This window comes from Bradyrhizobium forestalis (assembly GCF_002795245.1).
GTDB classification, from domain to species: domain Bacteria; phylum Pseudomonadota; class Alphaproteobacteria; order Rhizobiales; family Xanthobacteraceae; genus Bradyrhizobium; species Bradyrhizobium forestalis.
The window spans coordinates 43,814-61,283 of record NZ_PGVG01000018.1 but is presented as its reverse complement, the minus strand read 5'-3'; the positions used below and the strand labels follow the sequence as shown (position 1 = coordinate 61,283).

The following is a 17,470-nucleotide window of genomic DNA, read 5'->3' as shown; positions in this document are numbered from 1 at the left end:
TATCGTAGCAGGGATTGGTAATACGGGAGCCGCAGGGACGATGCAAGGTTCCTGCGCTGGGGGCATCGCGGCCAATATGGCTGCCGTCAAGCACTCCGGTCGGCCCGTAGCCGATTTACATTAGCGGCGGTTTCTATAGAAGGCTCCGCAAGGGGTCTACGCGACATGTATGTGATCGGAATCAGCTCGGGGATCAAGCACGGGCATCACGACGGTGCGGCAGTGCTGCTGCGCGATGGCGAGTTGGTCGCAGCCGCGGAGGAGGAGCGCTTCACGCTGGCGAAACATGCGCGCGGCGAGCTGCCGCGTGGCGCGATCGGATTCTGCCTCAAGCAGGCCGGAATCACCATGCGCGAGGTCGACTGGATCTGCTCGCCGCTGAAGACCTACACGAATTACGCGCAGCGCCTCACCGAGTATTTCAAGTATCAGTTCGGCCACAGCCCGAGGATCGAGCTCTACGACCATCATCTCTGTCATGCCGCGAGCTCGTTCTACGGCTCCGGTTTTTCCGAGGCGACCGTGGCGTGCTTCGATTTCTCGGGCGATTCCAGCTCCGGCCTCGTTGCCCATGCACGCGGCAACGATTTCCGCGTGCTGACGCGATTTGGTCGCCACAACAGTCTTGGTCTCTATTACGGGATGCTGACGCAGTATCTCGGTTATCAGATGACCAATGACGAGTACAAGGTCATGGGCCTCTCGTCCTATGGCAGTGCGGACTATCTCGACAAGTTCGCGCAGCTCTTGCGTCCTGCCGGCATCAACTACGAGCTTGATCCCGAGCTCGACAAGCGCCGGCGCGACGCTGACATCTTCACCAGCGATTTCTCGACGCGGCAGGAGCGCATCTTCACCGAGAAGATGGAGGAGATTTTGGGTCCGCGGCGGCTGCGTGGCCAACCGCTCGACCAGCGCCTGACCAACATCGCCGCGAGCGGCCAGAAGCAGCTCGAGATCGTCACCACCGAGGTGATCCGCTCCGCGATTGCCGAGACCGGCTGCGGCGACGTCTGCATCGCTGGCGGCGTCGGGCTGAACTGCAAGATGAACATGGAGATCGCGGCGGAGCCGTCCGTGAAGCGTTTCTACGTTCCTCCGGTGCCGCACGATGCCGGCGTGGCGCTTGGAGCAGCGATGATGAAATGCTCCGAGGCGGGCCACGCGATCGCACCGCTGACCCACGCTTACTGGGGACCGGAATATTCCAACGACACGATCCGGGAGACGCTGGACAAGATCGGCGCGAAGTTCGAGCTGCTCGAAGATCCCGTGTCGCGCTGCGTCACTGACCTGACGGACCAGAAGACCGTAGGCTGGTTCCAGGGGCGGATGGAATACGGTCCCCGCGCGCTCGGCAACCGCTCGATCCTGGCTGATCCGCGCCATGCGGGCATGAAAGACCGCATCAACCTCACGATCAAATACCGCGAGGAGTTCCGCCCGTTCTGTCCGTCGGTCCTCTACGAGCGCCAGGCCGAGTATTTCGAGGACACGTTCGATGCTCCCTTCATGGTGGTGACTTTTCCAGTCAACGAGAAGGTCGCCGAGACCATGCCTGCGGTGGTCCATGTCGACAACACCGCACGCATCCAGAGCGTCCATGCGGACAGCAATCCGCTTTATAGCCGCCTGATCGGCGAGTTCGCGAAGGCGACCTCTTTGCCGGTTCTGATCAACACCAGCCTCAACATCAACGAGCAGCCGACGGTGAACGCGCCGCTGGAGGCATTGCACACGTATTTCTGCTCGGGCCTGGACGTGCTCTATCTCGGCAATTACCGGCTATCGAAATCGAGCTGAGACTAGCGCTCGTCCGCGATCACCTTGCCGTCGTTCGGCAGCGCGCCGGGGCCGACCAGCTCGACGGTGCCGCCGAGCTTCGTCACGGCGCGCAAAGTGCCGGCGATCTCTTCGCGTAGCGCCTCGCTCGCGGCCGCCGTTTCCGCCCTCAACGTCATTACGTCGGTCTCGCCTTGGCGCGTGACGACAAGGCGTAGTCTTCCGAGCGCAGCGTGGCGCTTGCCGATCTCGGCGACCTGCTCGGGACGGACGAACATGCCCTTGATCTTGGTGGTCTGGTCGGCGCGGCCCATCCAGCCCTTGATACGCATATTGGTGCGCCCGCATGGGCTCGTGCCGGGCAAGGCCGCGGTGAGGTCGCCGAGCGCGAGCCGGATCCAGGGATGGTGCGGGTCGAGCGAAGTCACCACGATCTCGCCGACGTCGCCCGGCGCTACCGGATCCCCAGTGCCGGGCTTGACGATCTCCAGGATCAGGTCCTCGTTCACGATCATGCCTTCGCGCGCCTCGGTCTCGAACGCGATGAGGCCGAGATCGGCGGTGCCGAAGGCCTGGTAGGCGTCGATGCCGCGCGTCTTGATCTCGGCCTGGAGCGAGGGCGGGAATGCGGCGCCCGAAACCAGCGCGCGCTTGATCGAGGAGATGTCACGGCCGGCGCTTGCCGCGGCATCGAGCAGGATCTTCAAGAAATCCGGCGTGCCGCTGTAGCCAACCGGCCGGTAGGCCTCGATCAGTTCGAATTGCTGTTCTGTATTGCCGGGCCCGGCCGGGATCACCGCGCAGCCGAGCGCGCGCGCCGACGCATCGAAGATAAAACCCCCGGGGGTGAGATGGTAGCTGAACGTATTGAGGACGATGTCGTCGGGACGGAACCCGGCTGCGAACAGCGCCCTCGCGCCGCGCCAGGGGTCGGCCTGCCGCCCCTCCGGCTCGAAGATCGGGCCGGGGGAGGTGAAGAGGCGGGCGAACGAGCCGGGGGTCCCCGCCACGAAGCCGCCGAAGGGCGCAGAGGCCTTGTGCAGGGCGGGCAATTCCGATTTGCGCAACACCGGCAGGCCCGCAAGAGCCGTCCTGGAGGTCACCGTGGCCGGATCGAACCCTTTGAGCCGCTCGGCATAGGCGGGGGCGGCCATCGCGGCTCGCAGCACTTCCGGGAGGCGGGGGGACAGGTCGGCCTCGCGCGCGGCTTGCGCACGCGTCTCGCGGGCGTCGTAATGGGCGGTCATGGCTGTTCTTTCCGTGTTGGCATCCGTTGCGCGCCGCCACCGTCATGGCTATCAGACCGCCATTGGCGAGGCTTGAAAGGAACCCGATGGCGGACGAAGGAATCATTGCGGCGGACGAGGCGTCGAACGTCGTCGCGCGCCTGAAGCGCCGCATGATCGACGAGGCGCTGCCGCTGTGGTCGACAGTCGGCTGGGATCACGCCTCGGGCGGCTTCATCGACAGGCTGCACCGCGATGGCGCGGCGGATGCGGCCGCGCCCCGGCGCGTGTTTGTGCAGGCCCGCCAGATCTGGTGCTACGCCAAGGCTGCACAGATGGGCTGGTATCCTGAGGGGCGCGCCATCGCGCTGAAGGGGCTGGAGCATCTGCTGGCCAGAGCGAAGGCGCCCGACGGCCGGCCCGGCTATGTGCACCGGCTGACGCCGGACGGATCGGTGCTGGATGCGCGGCGCGATGCCTATGACCACGCCTTCATCCTGTTTGCTCTCGCGAGCGTCTATGCCCTCGACCAGGATGCGCAGGTCCGCGCCGAGATCGATGCGCTGCTCGCCTTCCTCGACGGCCATCTGCGCTCGCCGCATGGTGGCGTTCACGAAGGCCTTCCGGTCTCGCTGCCGCGCCGGCAGAACCCGCACATGCATCTGTTCGAGGCGATGATCGCGTGCTTCGAGGCGACCCACGATCTGTCGTTCCAGAACCGTGCCGGAGAATTCTTCGCACTGTTCCTGGCCAATCTCTACGACAAGCAGAAGCGCATCCTGACCGAGTATTTCGAGGAGGACTGGTCGAAGATCGAGCCGGTCAGCGTCGAGCCGGGCCATCAGGCGGAATGGGTCTGGCTGCTGAAGGGATTTGAGCGCATCACGGGTTGTCCGACCGGGCAGCGGCGCACGGAGCTGCTGGCGACGGCGCTGCGCTATCGCGATGAGGCGACGGGCTGCCTGATCGACGAGGGCGATGCGAGCGGCAACATCCGCCGCAGCACGCGCCGACTGTGGCCGCAGACCGAGATCGCGAAGGCGTGGATCGCGCAAGCCGAGTCCGGTGAGGCGGGTGCAGCGGATGAGGCGCGCGCGTCGCTGGTGCGGCTCGAACGGCATTATCTCAGCCATCCCGTCAAGGGCGGCTGGTACGACCAGTTCGATCGCGACGGCAAATCGCTGATCGACACCATTCCTGCGTCGTCGTTCTATCATGTTCTCTGCGCAATCACCGAAGCGGAGCAGGTGCTGGGCTAGGCTCTTTGTGGATCACAGCCAGCGCTTGCGCCGCTTGAAGCTCTTGAGATTCTTGAAGCTCTTGCGCTGGTCGCCGGCGCCGCCGAGGTAGAATTCCTTGACGTCCTCGTTGTCGCGCAATTCGTCGGCGCTGCCGTCGAGCACGACCTTGCCCTGTTCCATGATGTAGCCGTGGCTCGCCACCGACAGCGCGGCGCGTGCGTTCTGCTCGACCAACAGGATGGTGACGCCGAGATCGCGGTTGATCTTCTGGATGATGGAAAACACCTCCTTCACCAGCAGTGGCGACAGGCCCATCGACGGCTCGTCCATCAAGATCATCTTTGGGCGCGCCATCAGCGCCCGGCCGATCGCGAGCATCTGCTGCTCGCCGCCGGAGAGATAGCCGGCAAGGCCGGTTCGCTCCTTCAGGCGCGGGAAGTAGTTGAAGACCATGTCGAGATCGGAATCGACCTCGCGGTCCCTGCGGGTGAAGGCGCCGAGCTTGAGGTTCTCCAGCGACGTCATGTCGGCGACGATGCGCCGGCCCTCCATTACCTGGAAGATGCCGCGGCGGACGATCCTGTCGGGGTCGATGCCGTTGATGCGCTCACCTTCGAACAGGATCTCGCCGCGCGTCACCTCGCCGTCCTCGGTCTTGAGCAACCCGGAGATCGCCTTCAGCGTCGTTGACTTGCCGGCGCCGTTGGCGCCTAGGAGCGCCACAATCGCACCCTTGGGCACGTCGAGGCTGAGGCCGCGCAGCACCAGGATGACGTCGTCATAGACGACCTCGATGTTGCGCACGGCGAGGAGGGGCGGCGCGGGCACGATGCTGGGGGAGGGACGAACGGCTTCTGCGGTCTCGGTCATGCTTTGTTACTCCGCTGTCGTCGCCCGGCTTGGCCGGGCGACCCAGTATTCCAGAGGCGCCTGAGATTCACGGAGAAGCCGCGGCGTACTGGATCCCCCGCTCCAGTGCGCAATGCGCACGAGGCGGGGGATGACCGTTGTGTGTGGGGAAACGGCGGGGCTCACCACCCCAGCCATTCCGGCTTGCGCGGCAGTTCGACGGTCTTGACCTTTTCGAGCTTGATCGTGCCCTTGGTCATGAGGTCGTTGAGGTTGCCGTCGGTCGCGCCCGAAACCTTGGTGCGATAGAGATCGACCTTGAGCGTGCCGCGATGGTCCTTGTCGGTCCAGGTCGAGGCGTTGCAGACGCCTTCCATGCCGGCCGGCACCCAGTCCTTCTTCTGGTAGAAGCCCTTGGCGACGTTCTCGCCGGTGGCACCGCCGTTCTTGACGGCCCAGTCGAGCGCTTCCTTGGTGTACAGCGCGCTGCAGACGCCGGCGATATAGTGCACGGGGCGATACGCCTTGCCGCTGGCATCAGACATCTTGGAAATTTCCATCACCGTCTTCATGCCCGGCGCGTTACCGCCCCAGGTCACCGCCGTACGCAACGGGAACACGACACCGTCGGCCGCGTCGGCCGCGGTCTTGGCGGCGTTCTCGTCCATGCCCCAGACGTTGCCGAGGAACTGGACGTCGACACCGGCGGCCTTGCAGGCCTTCAGCACTGAGATGTTGGAGGCTGCGGTGTTGCCGAGATAGGCGTAGTTGGCGCCGGAGCTCTTCAGGCTCAGGCACTGCGCCGAGTAGTCGCCCGGCGTCAGCGCGAACACGATCGGCGGCAGCACTTCGAAGCCGAGCTCGTTGGCGATTGCCTCGCCGGCCGCCTTCGGTGCGTTCGGGTAGGGATGATTGCCGCCCATGTGGACGAATTTGGGCTTGCCCGGCTTGCCCTTGGCCTTCCAGTCTTCGGCGGCCCAGGTCACGAGTGCCCGCATCGCGTCCGAGTAGCTCGGGCCATAAAAGAAGTTATACGGCGCCGGCTTGGCCTTTCCGCTGACGCCTTCCGGATCGGTCAACGCTGCCGCATAGGAGGCGGAAACATAGGGGATCTTGTCCTGCGCGACGAAGCCGGTCAGCGCTTCGGTGTCCGCGGTGCCCCAGCCCATGATCGCCGCGACCTTGTCGCCGCCGGACCACTTCTTGTACAGCGCAATTGCGCGCGGCACCTGATAACCATAGTCGTTGCTGTCGAGATTGACCTGCTTGCCGCCGATGCCGCCGTTCTTGTTGATCCAGGCAAACGTGTCGGCCACGGCTTGGCCATAGGGCGTTCCGACATCCGAGGTCGCGCCGGAATAGTCGGCGAGATGGCCGAGTGCGATCTGCGCCTGGGCGGGCGCGGAGAAGGTTGCGACCGCAAGCGCGAGCGAAGCGGTGCTCAAAAGGACTTTTGTCTTCATGGGTTGGTTCCTCCTGTTATTGTTCGAGTGAAGTTGCCCGCGCTCAGTGCGAGAACGGGTAGAGTTTCCAGTAGGCTTTGATCTGCCGCCAGCGATGCACAAGCCCGTCCGGCTCGAACATCAGGAAGGCGATGATGATGAGCCCGATCGCGATCTCGCGCAGGAACGTGATGTTGGTGTTGAGCGACAGCGCGTGATCGATAACGCCGCCCTTCAGTTGGAGGCTGATCCATTCCATCGACTCCGGCAGCAACACGACGAAAGCGGTGCCCATCAGCGTGCCCATGATCGATCCGGTACCGCCGATGATGATCATGGCGAGGAACAGGATCGATCGCTCGATGCCAAAGCCTTCCTGCGAGACGACCTGCTGGTAATGCGCATAGAGCGCGCCGGCGATGCCGGCGAAGAAGGCGGCCAGCGCAAACGACAGCGTGCGGTATTTCGTCAGGTTGATGCCCATGATTTCCGCGGAAAGATAATGGTCGCGGATCGCCACCAGGGCGCGGCCGTCGCGCGTGCGCATCAAGTTGGTGACGAGGATGTAGCTCGCCAGCACATAGGCCAGCACGACGTAGAAATATTGCTTATCGCCGCGCAGCGTGTAGCCGAAGATAGAGAACGGATTGGCGCTGGCCGGCACCGAGCCGCCGGAGAACCATTCGGCGCGGGAGAAGAAGTCGAGGAGGATGTATTGTGCGGCAAGGGTCGCGATGACGAGATAGAGGCCTTTTAACCGCGCCGCCGGGATGCCGAAGATCAGCCCGACCAGCGCAGTGATGATTCCGGCGAGCGGGATCGCGAAGAACACCGGGATCGGAGCATTGTTGGAGATGTAGGCCGAGGTGAAGGCACCGAGCAGGAAAAAGGCAGCGTGCCCGATCGATATCTGCCCGGTGAAGCCGACCAGGATGTTGAGGCCGAGCGCCGCGATCGAGAAGATGCCGATCTGGATCAGGATGCTGAGCCAGTAGCCGCTGAAGAATTGCGGCGCGAGACAGAGCAGCGCTACGCCTGCGATCGCAAAATTGCGGCTGGTGGTGGTCGGGAAGATCGTGGTGTCGGCCGCGTAGGAGGTGCGGAAATCACCAGCAGGGATGAGTGCAGGGCCGGCCATGGATCAGATCCGCTCGATGTCGTGGGTGCCGAACAGGCCGTAGGGCTTGATCATCAGCACGATGATGAGGACGTAGAATGGCGCGATCTCGTAGAGATTGCCCCAGTGCAGATACTCGCTGTCGACATATTGCGCGACATTCTCGAGCAGCCCGATGATGATGCCGCCGAGCACGGCGCCGCCGACGGAATCAAGCCCGCCGAGGATCGCCGCCGGGAACACCTTGATGCCGTAGGCGGCTAGGCCCGAAGAAACGCCGTTGACGACCGCGACGACAACGCCGGCGACCGCCGACACCGTCGCCGAGATCGCCCAGGCCATCGCGAACACGCTCTTGACGGAAATGCCGAGCGACTGTGCGACCTGCTGGTTGAACGCGGTGGCGCGCATCGCAAGGCCGTACTTCGAAGCGCGGAAGAACCAGGCCATGCCGATCATCATCGCGACCGAGACGACGAGGCTCATCACATAGACGGTCTGGATCTGGAGGCCGAACAGGCTGACAGATTGGCTCTCGAACACCCGTGGGAACGGCTGCGGGTTGACGCCGAACATCCATTTCAGCGTCGCCTGCAGCACGGTGGAGAGACCGATCGTCACCATGATCACCGAGATGATGGGCTCGCCGATCATCGGCCGCAGGATCAGGACCTGCACCGCGATGCCGAACACGAACATGAACACCAGCGTGATCGGCATGCCGATCCAGAACGGCACCTGGTATTTCGCCAGCAGCGCCCAGCACACCCAGGCGCCGACCAGCAGCAGCTCGCCTTGCGCGAAATTGACGACCTGCGTCGCCTTGTAGATCAGCACGAACGACATCGCGACCACGCCGTAGAGCGTGCCGACCACGAGGCCGTTGACCAGGAGTTGGATGAGGAAGGCGGTGTTCATGTCGATGTCCGCGCAAAGTGCAGAAGCGATGACAGTGCACCCTCTCCCCTTGTGGGAGAGGGTGGCTTCGCGCAGCGAAGCCGGGTGAGGGGTTGTCTCGGCAGTGACGGTGTGGCGAGAGGACCCCTCACCCGAGTGAGGGTGTGGTTGGCGGCGGAGCTGCCCTCTCCCACAAGGGGAGAGGGCACAGCAATGCGCGTCGCGCTCGTTGCCGACAGGATGCTCACTCCGCAGCCTCCGCCATGTGCCTATGTCCGCCCAGATCCACCACGCGCAGCGTGGTGCGGACGCGCTGCGTGGTGCCATCCTGGAAGCGGATCACGGTGTCGACGGGGATGTCGGCATCGCCGCGGTAGATCGCATCGATGATGCCTTCGTATTTCTCGTTGATGACACCGCGGCGCACCTTTCGCGTCCGGGTGAGCTCGCCGTCGTCGGCATCGAGCTCCTTGTAGAGCAAGAGGAAGCGCGAGATGCGCTGGGCCGGCGGCAGCGTGGCATTGACGGTCTCGACCTCCTTCTGCAGCAGCGCATAGACTTCGGGCCGCGAGGCGAGGTCGCTGTAGGTGGTGAAGGAGAGCCGGTTCTTCTCCGCCCATTTCGAGATGATGGAATAGCGGATGCAGATCATCGCGGCGAGCGCGTCACGGCCGGCGCCAAGCACCACGGCTTCCGCGATATAGGGTGAGAACTTCAGCTTGTTCTCGATGAATTGCGGCGAGAAGCGCTCGCCGCGGGAGGTCTCGGCGAGATCCTTGATGCGGTCGATGACGACGAGCTGCCCATGATCGTTGAAATAGCCGGCATCGCCGGACAACATCCAGCCGTCTTTGATGTCGGCGACGCTCGCCTCGGGATTCTTGTAGTAGCCGAGGAACATGTTGGGATGCCGCACCACGATCTCGCCGACGCCGTGGACGTCGGCATTGTCGATGCGGATCTCGACGCTGTCGGCCATCGGCACGCCGGTCGTGTCAGGATCGACCTTGCCCTCGGGATGCAGCGTGTAGGCGCCCAACAGCTCGGTCTGGCCGTAGAGCGTGCGCAGCGGCACGCCCAAGGCCTGGAAGAATTTGAAGGTATCGGGCCCCAGCGCCGCGCCGCCGGTGGCGGCCGAGCGCAGGCGGGTGAAGCCGAGGCGGTCGCGCAGCGCGCGGAACAGGCTCGCGTCGGCAAAGGCGGGGCGCTTGCCCTGCTCGAGCGCGGCGAGGCCACTCTTCATGCCGATGTCGAACAGGCGCTGCTTGAAGGGCGTCGCATCCATCACCTTGGCGCGGACGTCGGCGGCGATCGATTCCCAGACCCGCGGAGCAAAGAGCACGAAGGTCGGCGCGATCTCGCGCAGATCGTTCATCATCGTGTCGGGCTCTTCGACGAAGTTGATCTTCATCCGGCAAAGCAGGCCTTGGCCGAGCACGTAGACCTGCTCCATGATCCATGGCAGCGGCAGCACCGAGACGTATTCGTCGTCGGGCCCCTTGGGGTCGAAGGCGAGATAGGTCGCGCAATGGCCGAGCACGCGGCCGGCGGCGAGCATCGCGAGTTTTGGATGCGAGGTGGTGCCGGAGGTGGTGCAGAGGATCGCGACGTCCTCGCCCTTGGTCGCATCGACCAGCCTGTCGTAGAGCTCCGGCTCGCGCGCTGCGCGGGCGCGGCCGAGCTCGGCGAGCTTCTCCGCCGACATCAGTCTGGGATCGTCATATTTCCGCATCCCGCGCGGATCGGAATAGATGATGTGCTTCAGCTTCGGCACGCGCTCGGCAAGGGTGAGCAGCTTGTCGACCTGCTCCTCGTCCTCGGCGAAGACCAGCTGCGCCTCGCCATAATTGAGGAGATAGGAGGCCTCCTCGTCCAGCACGTCGCGATAGAGCCCGAGGCTCAGTCCGCCGATCGCGTGGGTTGCGACCTCCGCCGCGATCCAGTCCGGCCGGTTGTCGCCGATGATGCCGATGACATCACCGCGACCAAGACCGAGTTCGACAATGCCGAGCGCAAAATCGCGCACCCGTGTCTGGTAGTCGTTCCAGGTGAAGATGCGCCAGAGCCCGAGATCCTTCTCGCGCAATGCTATCTCGTTGCCGTGCTCCTTGGCATTGAGCCGGAGCATCTTCGGATAGGTGTCGGCCCGCGCGACGCGGCCTGCATAATCCATCATGCCGCGCTCTCCTGTGCCGGCGCGGCGTCGTCGGGATCGACCAGCACCTCGTCCTCTTCGCCGAGATAGGCACGCTTGACGTGCGGATCGGCGAGCACGGTGGCCGGATCGCCCTCGGCGATCTTCTTGCCGAAATCCAGCACCATGACACGATGGGAGATGTCCATCACCACGCCCATGTCGTGCTCGATCATCACCACCGTCATCCCGAACTCCTCGTTGAGGTCGACGATGTAGCGGGCCATGTCCTCCTTCTCCTCGAAATTCATGCCGGCCATCGGCTCGTCGAGGAGGATGAGGCGCGGCTCCAGCGCCATGGCGCGGGCGAGCTCCACGCGCTTGCGCAGGCCGTAGGAGAGGGTGCCGGCGGTCGCCTTGCGCACCGACTGCAGGTCGAGGAAGTCGATGATCTCTTCCACCTTGCGGCGGTGCTCGAGCTCTTCCTTGCGCGCGCCGGTGAGCCAGTACAGGGAGCCCGTGAGGAAGTTGTTCTTCAAGAGGTGATGGCGGCCGACCATGATGTTGTCGAGCACGCTCATGTGGTGGAACAGTGCCAGGTTCTGGAAGGTGCGGCCGATGCCCAGCGTGGCGCGGGCGTTCGGCGTCAGGCCGGTGATGTCACGGCCCTGATAGAACAGCTGGCCTTCGGTCGGCTTGTAGCGACCGGAAATACAGTTCACGATCGAGGTCTTGCCGGCGCCGTTGGGGCCAATGATCGAGAACAGCTCGCCTTCCCTGATGGCGAAGCTGACATCGGTCAGCGCACGGACGCCGCCGAATCGCAAGGACACGCCGCGCACTTCGAGACTGGTAGCCACCAAACGAATCCCTCCCGGTCATGGCGCTTTTTAGCGGCGCTCTTCGTCCGTTCCTGCCAGGCGATCCTAGTACGGCGGTGGCGGTGAGGCCATGCAGCAGATGGTCTCGACCGGAGCCGCGCCGCTCTCGCTCCCGTTTGGGATCAAAAGCCGCATCGCCCAAGGTGGTCCTCAATAGGGGAAAGCGCTATTTTGAAATGTCTCCCGGCTGACAATTCTGCGACAAAGTTTTTCGGGCGGCGGCGGCTTTCATCTTTGGTCGAATGGCGGTCGAAACCATCATGTTGCAATGCAGCAGAAGGCGGAGTGACGAAACGGTGCGGCTGGCCGCGAGATCATGATTTCAGAAGATCATCTGAAGCGCGTCGCCGCCTGGTCGCGCGAGCTCACACAAGCGGAGATCGAGGTCGCGCGTGCCGGAATCACGGAGCGGTCCTACGGCACCGGCGAGACCGTGTTCATGCGCGGCGATATTTTTGCCTATTGGGCCGGCATGGTGAGCGGCCTTGCCCGTATGGGCGGGGTTTCGCGCGACGGCAAGGAGACCAGCCTTGCCGGGCTGACGGCAGGGGCCTGGTTCGGCGAGGGCAGCGTGCTCAAGAACGAGCCGCGCCGTTATGACGTGGTCGCGCTGCGCGACAGCCGCGTCGCGCTGATGGAACGCAGCGCCTTCATGTGGCTGTTCGAGAACAGCGTCGGCTTCAACCGCTTTCTGGTGCGCCAGCTCAATGAACGGCTCGGCCAGTTCATCGGCATGCTCGAGGTCAACCGGACGCTCGATGCCACCGCGCGCCTCGCCCGCAGCATCGCCTCGCTGTTCAACCCGATCCTCTATCCGGAATCGACCGCGCATCTGGAGATCACCCAGGAGGAGATCGGCGCGCTCTCAGGCATGTCCCGCCAGAACGCCAATCGCGCGCTGAACCGGCTGGAGAAAGAGGGATTGCTGCGGCTCGAATATGGCGGCGTCACCATCCTCAATGTCGAGCGGCTGCGCGGCTATGGGGATTAGCGCGCGTTGGCGGGCGCGTGCACCGGCCAGAGGTCGGCGCGCCAGCGCACTGCGATCGCCATCATCGCGACGAACCCGGCGACGGCATAGAGCGAACCCGTCGCCGAATAGCCGATGATGTCGATCAGGCTGCCGGCCGCGAGCAGTCCGATCGGCAAGCCGTAGATCACCATCATGCGTACCCCCATGACGCGGCCTCGCAGATGTGCGCTCGCGGTGCGCATCAGGATCACGGCAGCCGAGATCATCGACATGCTCTGGGCGATGCCGGCGAGAACGAGGCAGGCCATCGCCACCGGTAAGGTCCTGACCTCGACGAACACCAGCAGCATGGCGTACCAGGCCAGCGTCGCGCCGATCAGGAGCCGGGCAATGCGCACGCCACTGACCAGGCTGAGCGTAATGGAGCCGATCAGCGAGCCGACGGCGAAGCTCGCCGAGAGATAACCGAGGCCGGTCTGGTCAGTATGAAAGATCTCCCGCGCGATGTAGGGTAACAATCCGCCCGTGAAGGGAAATGCGGTGAGATTGGCCAGGAAGGCGACGCAGAGCGCCGCGCGCATTCCCGGGCCGTTCCAGGCGTAGACAATCCCCTCCTTGAGGTCACCGAATAAGCGGGAAATGGCATGGGTGTTCGCCGGAAGGCCGCTCGTAGTGACGGTCCTTTTCGGCCGGGTCAGGCAGAGCATGAGGAGCGCGGCCACGACGTAGAGGCAGGCGATAGCCACATAAACGAGGCCGATGCCGAGGACGGCAAACAGCCCGGCGCCCGTCAACGCTCCGGCGATACGGGCGCTGTCCTGCGTGGTGCGTGCCACGCTGATGGCGCCGACCAGTTGCTCGGGCGGCATGATCTCGGCCAGCAGCGCGCCCCGGACGCCGAGATCGGAGGGACGAATCAGGCCCATGATCGCGACGATGATCATGACGCTCGGTGGCGACAAATGACCGGTCAGTGCCAGGACCATGATGGTCGACGAGAGCGCCGTATAGGCAAGGCGCATCGCGATCAGGAGATCGCGATGACCCATGCGGTCGCCGATCATGCCGAACACGGGCGCGACCAGTGTTCCGACGAACTGGAGCGATGCAAGCACGGTGAGCAGCAGCACCGAGCCGGTCTCGACCAGGATGTACCAGCCGAGCACCAGCGTCTCGACCTCGAAGGCCCAGGAGGTGAGCAGGTCGGACGGCCACTGGAAGCGATAGTTGCGGATGCGGAATGGCGCGAGCGCGGAAGGTCGTGTGCTCAAGATGCGATGACGGGTTTCACGGCGATTCCCTGCCCTTATTATTCGTTCTTCTGTTCGTGAGCGTAGTACCGGCGACGCGCGTGTCAATTGACGCTACGGCATGCCGCCATGCTTGCCGACAATTCGCGCTGCGGCCGGCTTCGATCCGCCAGTGCACCCGCAGCATTGCTTCGCTGTCCAATCCGCTACGAAGGGGTAGACCAGTCGCCGCCGCTTGCTCTTCCGGTGCGTCGGGCCCATTCTGGTCCGCATCGTGGGCCCATGAGGTCGGGCCCAGCGGATAGCGCCATCGCGGCTCCCGCGAGGTTTTGGGCCATGAACTGCTCGGGTTGCGGTTTCGAGGTTCAGAGCGGCTTTGCCTTCTGCCCGCAGTGCGGCACGAAGCAGCCGAGCGCGTGCCCTGGCTGCGGCTTCCCATGCGCACCTGATTTCGCGTATTGCCCGAAATGCGGCACTCTCGTCGCTGCAGCCCCCAAAGGCGGCGGGCAGGCAGCGGTGCCGACGGCCTCGACGGCAGCCCCATCGAGCTCCTCCTCGTCACCGCTCGTGCTCACGCCCGAGGCTCAACACGCATTTCGACCGCCGTCGGACAAAATCGATAGCGAAGCGAACCGCCGCACCATCACCGTGCTGTTTGCCGACCTCAGCGGCTTCACTGCGATGAGCGAGCGGCTCGACCCCGAGGTCATGCAGACGCTTCAGAACGAATTGTTCGCGGAGCTGACGGCCGCGGTGCAGAGCTTTGGCGGCTTCGTGGACAAATTCATCGGCGATGCGCTGCTCGCACTGTTTGGTGCGCCAGCCGCGCACGAGGACGACCCGGAGCGGGCGGTCCGCGCCGCCCTCGACATGATCACCCGGACGGCGCGCCTTAGCGAGCGCGCGAAGGCCTATGCCGGTTCGCCGCTGCTGCTCCATGTCGGCATCTGCACCGGACACGTCGTCGCGGGCGGGCTGGGCGTAGGCGTTGCCAAATCCTATTCGGTGACCGGCGACACCGTGAATACCGCCCAGCGCCTGCAGTCGATGGCGCCTCCGGGCGAGGTGCTGGTCGGACCTTTGACCTACCGTCTGACGCGGCATGCGTTCGCCTATGATTCGCTTGGCGAGGTCTCGCTCAAGGGCAAGATGGGCAGCGTTCTGGTCCATCGTCTGAAGGGACCGCTCGAGACGCCCCGTGCGGCACGGGGCCTCGACACGCTGGGCCTCGATGCGCCGCTGATCGGACGCGACGCCGAGCTTGCGCGCGTGATTGGCAGCCTCGATCGCGCGTGCGGCGGCGCGGCTCAGCTGGTGCGGCTGGTCGGCGAGGCCGGCATCGGGAAGACGCGCCTGGTGAGCGAATTCGTCGCCCGCATCGGCGAGGAGGATCGCTTCGCGGGCGTGGCGATCCGGCAGGCGGTCTGCTCGCCGCTCGGCGAACAATCCTACGGCACACTCGCCGCCGTGCTGCGCAGCGCCTATGGCATCGCACAGAAGGCCGGCGCCGCAGAGGCGGAGGCGAAGGTTGCCGAAGCGCTGTCGGAGCTTGGCCTCGCGACTGACGAGGTCGACCGCCTGATGCCTCTCTATCTGCACGTTCTTGGCCACGGCGACCGCGACGCCGTGCTCAGGCACGTCGAGCCCGAACAGCTCCGTCGCCAGATCTTTTTCGCGATCCGCACCGTCTTCGAACGCCGGCTCGCGTTGTCGCCGCTGCTGATCATCGTCGAGGATCTGCATTGGGCCGATGCGGTGTCGCTCGAAGCTTTGCGGTTTCTGATGGACCGGCTGGAGCGGGCGCGGCTGATGCTGCTGTTCACACATCGGCCGATGCTGGAACTGGACCAGTTCGGTTCGAGCCGGATCAGTCACACCACTCTTCGGCTGCCTCCGCTAGGCGATGCTGACGGACAAAGGCTGCTCGCGGCGTACTTCAGTCACGGCCTGCGTGAACCGCCGGGACATTTGTTCAGCCGTATCCTCGAGCGCGCCGGCGGCAATCCGCTTTTCCTCGAGGAGATCATCCGCGGCCTCATCGAAGCCGGCGCCCTCGTGCGGGACGGCGCGCAGTGGCGGATGACGTCGGATGAAGCCGCCGCCGATATTCCGGCAAGCATTCAGGCGTTGTTGCTGGCGCGCCTGGATCGGTTGCCGCATCAGGTGCGGCGCCTGGCCCAAGAAGCCGCGGTGATTGGCCCGCGCTTCGATGCGGCCGTTCTCGGTGCGGCGGCAACCGAGCCGGCAAGGGTCGAGCCGGGGCTCGAACGTCTGTGCGACGCCGAGATCGTCGAGGAGGTCGCAGGCTCGAACTCGATTTCGCTGCGGACCTACCGCTTCACGCAGACCATGCTTCAGGACGTGATCTATCAGAACCTGCTTCTGCAGCGCCGGATCGAGCTCCACGGACGGATTGGCGCCGCGCTGGAGCGGCTCTATGGCAACGAGCCCGAGCGGCTCGAAGATCTCGTCCTGCTTGGACACCATTTCAGTCTCAGCGCAAGCAAGCCGAAAGGCGCGCGCTATCTGCGCGCGGCCGGCGATCGCGCACGCGCGAGCTATGCCAACGACGATGCCATCCGCTTCTATCAGCAGTCTCTCGCCGTGCTGCTCGCCGGCGGCGAATGGGACCCGGAACGCCTGGTCCTCTATGAGCGGATCGCGGACCTCTGTCGCGTGGCTGGCCGCCGAAGCACGGCCGAGGAGCACTATCGACGCGCCCTCGAGGAGCATCGCACGGCCGGGGATCGGATCGGCGAAGCGCGAATTCTTCGCAAGCTCGGCCACTTGTTGTGGGACGCCGGCAAGCGCACCAGCGCAGAGACGCATTATGCCGAGGCGGCCGAGCGGCTGGGCGGGACCGACGCGCCGATCGAGTGGGCCCACCTCCTGCAGGAGCGCGGCCGTCTCGCGTTTCGTGTGGGGGATCACATCGCCGCTGCAAAGTGGGCAGACGAGGCGCTCGGCTTCGCGCGGTCCGCGCCGGCGAACGCGGACGAGCAGGCCGGGAGCGAGGCGGCGCGCGCCATTGCGGAGGCACTCAACACCAAGGGGGTTGCGCTGGCGCGGCTTGGGCGACACCAGGAGGCGGTGCGCGAGGTGGAGCAAAGTGTCGCGGCAGCCGAAGCCGCCGGCCTCCTCAACGTGGCGTGTCGCGGCTACACCAACCTTGGCGTGCTCTACACGATCGTCGACCCCGCGAAAGCGATGGAGGTTTGCAGACGCGGGCTCGATGTCGCGCACCGTATCGGCGACCTCGGCTTCCAGGCGCGCCTGCTGGCCAATTTCGCCGTCGCCTGTTGCACCTTCACGGATAGATGCACCGACGAAGGGGTGCCGGCCGCCGAGAAGGCGATCGAGATCGACCGTGCGCTCGATCAGCGCGAGCATCTTCCGGTGCCCCTGATCGTGCTCGGGCAGATCCATCAATGCCACTTCCGCCCTGACCTCGCAGCGCGCTGCTACGACGAGGCCATCGAGGTCGCGACCGAGACCGGCGAGCCGCAGCAGCTGTTTCCGTGTTATGATGGTCTTGCGACGCTGAACCTTGATCGAGGCGACATGCCCGAGGCCGAGCGGTATTTCGCGCTGGCCCATGATGTCTGCGCCCGGCACGACCTCGATCCCGCAGGGCTGATCGTACTGCCATTTCTTGACTAGACAATGTGAGGGAGATCA

General features: G+C 64.7%; 12 protein-coding genes. 4 read left to right on the top strand and 8 right to left on the bottom strand.

The annotated features are described in order from the left end of the window. The first annotated feature begins 165 nt into the window (after nucleotides 1-165). On the top strand, nucleotides 166-1,803 hold the full coding sequence (locus CVM73_RS21420) for a carbamoyltransferase family protein (protein WP_100233854.1): 1,638 nt from the start codon (nucleotides 166-168) through the stop codon (nucleotides 1,801-1,803). A 2-nt stretch (nucleotides 1,804-1,805) separates the two neighbouring features. On the opposite strand, the gene CVM73_RS21415 is transcribed toward CVM73_RS21420, so the two are convergent. Beyond that, nucleotides 1,806-3,029 carry a phenylacetate--CoA ligase family protein gene (locus tag CVM73_RS21415; protein ID WP_100233853.1) on the bottom strand — a complete coding sequence of 408 codons (1,224 nt, stop codon included), beginning with the start codon at nucleotides 3,027-3,029 and terminating at the stop codon, nucleotides 1,806-1,808. 86 nt (nucleotides 3,030-3,115) lie between these two features. Between CVM73_RS21415 and CVM73_RS21410 the strand changes: the two genes are divergently transcribed. After that, nucleotides 3,116-4,267, top strand: a complete 1,152-nt coding sequence (locus CVM73_RS21410) for an AGE family epimerase/isomerase (RefSeq protein WP_100233852.1) — start codon at nucleotides 3,116-3,118, stop codon at nucleotides 4,265-4,267. A gap of 12 nt (nucleotides 4,268-4,279) precedes the next feature. On the opposite strand, the gene CVM73_RS21405 is transcribed toward CVM73_RS21410, so the two are convergent. The 6 genes from CVM73_RS21405 to CVM73_RS21380 all read right to left on the bottom strand — a co-directional run bounded on the left by CVM73_RS21405 (nucleotide 4,280) and on the right by CVM73_RS21380 (nucleotide 11,548). Then, complete coding sequence (locus tag CVM73_RS21405; protein WP_100233851.1) at nucleotides 4,280-5,119, bottom strand: ABC transporter ATP-binding protein; 840 nt, start codon at nucleotides 5,117-5,119, stop codon at nucleotides 4,280-4,282. Between the two features lie 161 nt (nucleotides 5,120-5,280). Then, complete coding sequence (locus CVM73_RS21400; protein WP_100233850.1) at nucleotides 5,281-6,561, bottom strand: ABC transporter substrate-binding protein; 1,281 nt, start codon at nucleotides 6,559-6,561, stop codon at nucleotides 5,281-5,283. Nucleotides 6,562-6,604: 43 nt separating this feature from the next. Next, entirely contained in the window at nucleotides 6,605-7,678 is a 1,074-nt protein-coding gene (locus tag CVM73_RS21395; RefSeq protein WP_100233849.1) for a branched-chain amino acid ABC transporter permease, read from the bottom strand. 3 nt (nucleotides 7,679-7,681) lie between these two features. Then, entirely contained in the window at nucleotides 7,682-8,575 is an 894-nt protein-coding gene (locus tag CVM73_RS21390; protein ID WP_018643253.1) for a branched-chain amino acid ABC transporter permease, read from the bottom strand. A gap of 223 nt (nucleotides 8,576-8,798) precedes the next feature. Next, a complete protein-coding gene (locus CVM73_RS21385) occupies nucleotides 8,799-10,730 on the bottom strand; it encodes a long-chain fatty acid--CoA ligase (protein WP_100233848.1) in 1,932 nt (643 codons plus the stop codon). Then, the gene (locus CVM73_RS21380; protein WP_100233926.1) at nucleotides 10,727-11,548 is read right to left on the bottom strand and encodes an ABC transporter ATP-binding protein; all 822 of its coding nucleotides are present in this window, start codon (nucleotides 11,546-11,548) and stop codon (nucleotides 10,727-10,729) included. Before CVM73_RS21380 ends, CVM73_RS21385 begins: the two co-directional genes overlap by 4 nt. A gap of 337 nt (nucleotides 11,549-11,885) precedes the next feature. Between CVM73_RS21380 and CVM73_RS21375 the strand changes: the two genes are divergently transcribed. After that, nucleotides 11,886-12,560 carry a Crp/Fnr family transcriptional regulator gene (locus tag CVM73_RS21375; RefSeq protein ID WP_100233847.1) on the top strand — a complete coding sequence of 225 codons (675 nt, stop codon included), beginning with the start codon at nucleotides 11,886-11,888 and terminating at the stop codon, nucleotides 12,558-12,560. On the opposite strand, the gene CVM73_RS21370 is transcribed toward CVM73_RS21375, so the two are convergent. Continuing rightward, complete coding sequence (locus CVM73_RS21370) at nucleotides 12,557-13,813, bottom strand: MFS transporter (RefSeq protein ID WP_100233846.1); 1,257 nt, start codon at nucleotides 13,811-13,813, stop codon at nucleotides 12,557-12,559. The genes CVM73_RS21375 and CVM73_RS21370 overlap by 4 nt on opposite strands. Nucleotides 13,814-14,128: 315 nt before the next feature. Here CVM73_RS21370 and CVM73_RS21360 point away from each other — a divergent pair, with 315 nt between their 5' ends. Then, the gene (locus tag CVM73_RS21360) at nucleotides 14,129-17,452 is read left to right on the top strand and encodes an adenylate/guanylate cyclase domain-containing protein (RefSeq protein WP_100233845.1); all 3,324 of its coding nucleotides are present in this window, start codon (nucleotides 14,129-14,131) and stop codon (nucleotides 17,450-17,452) included. Nucleotides 17,453-17,470 lie beyond the last annotated feature (18 nt).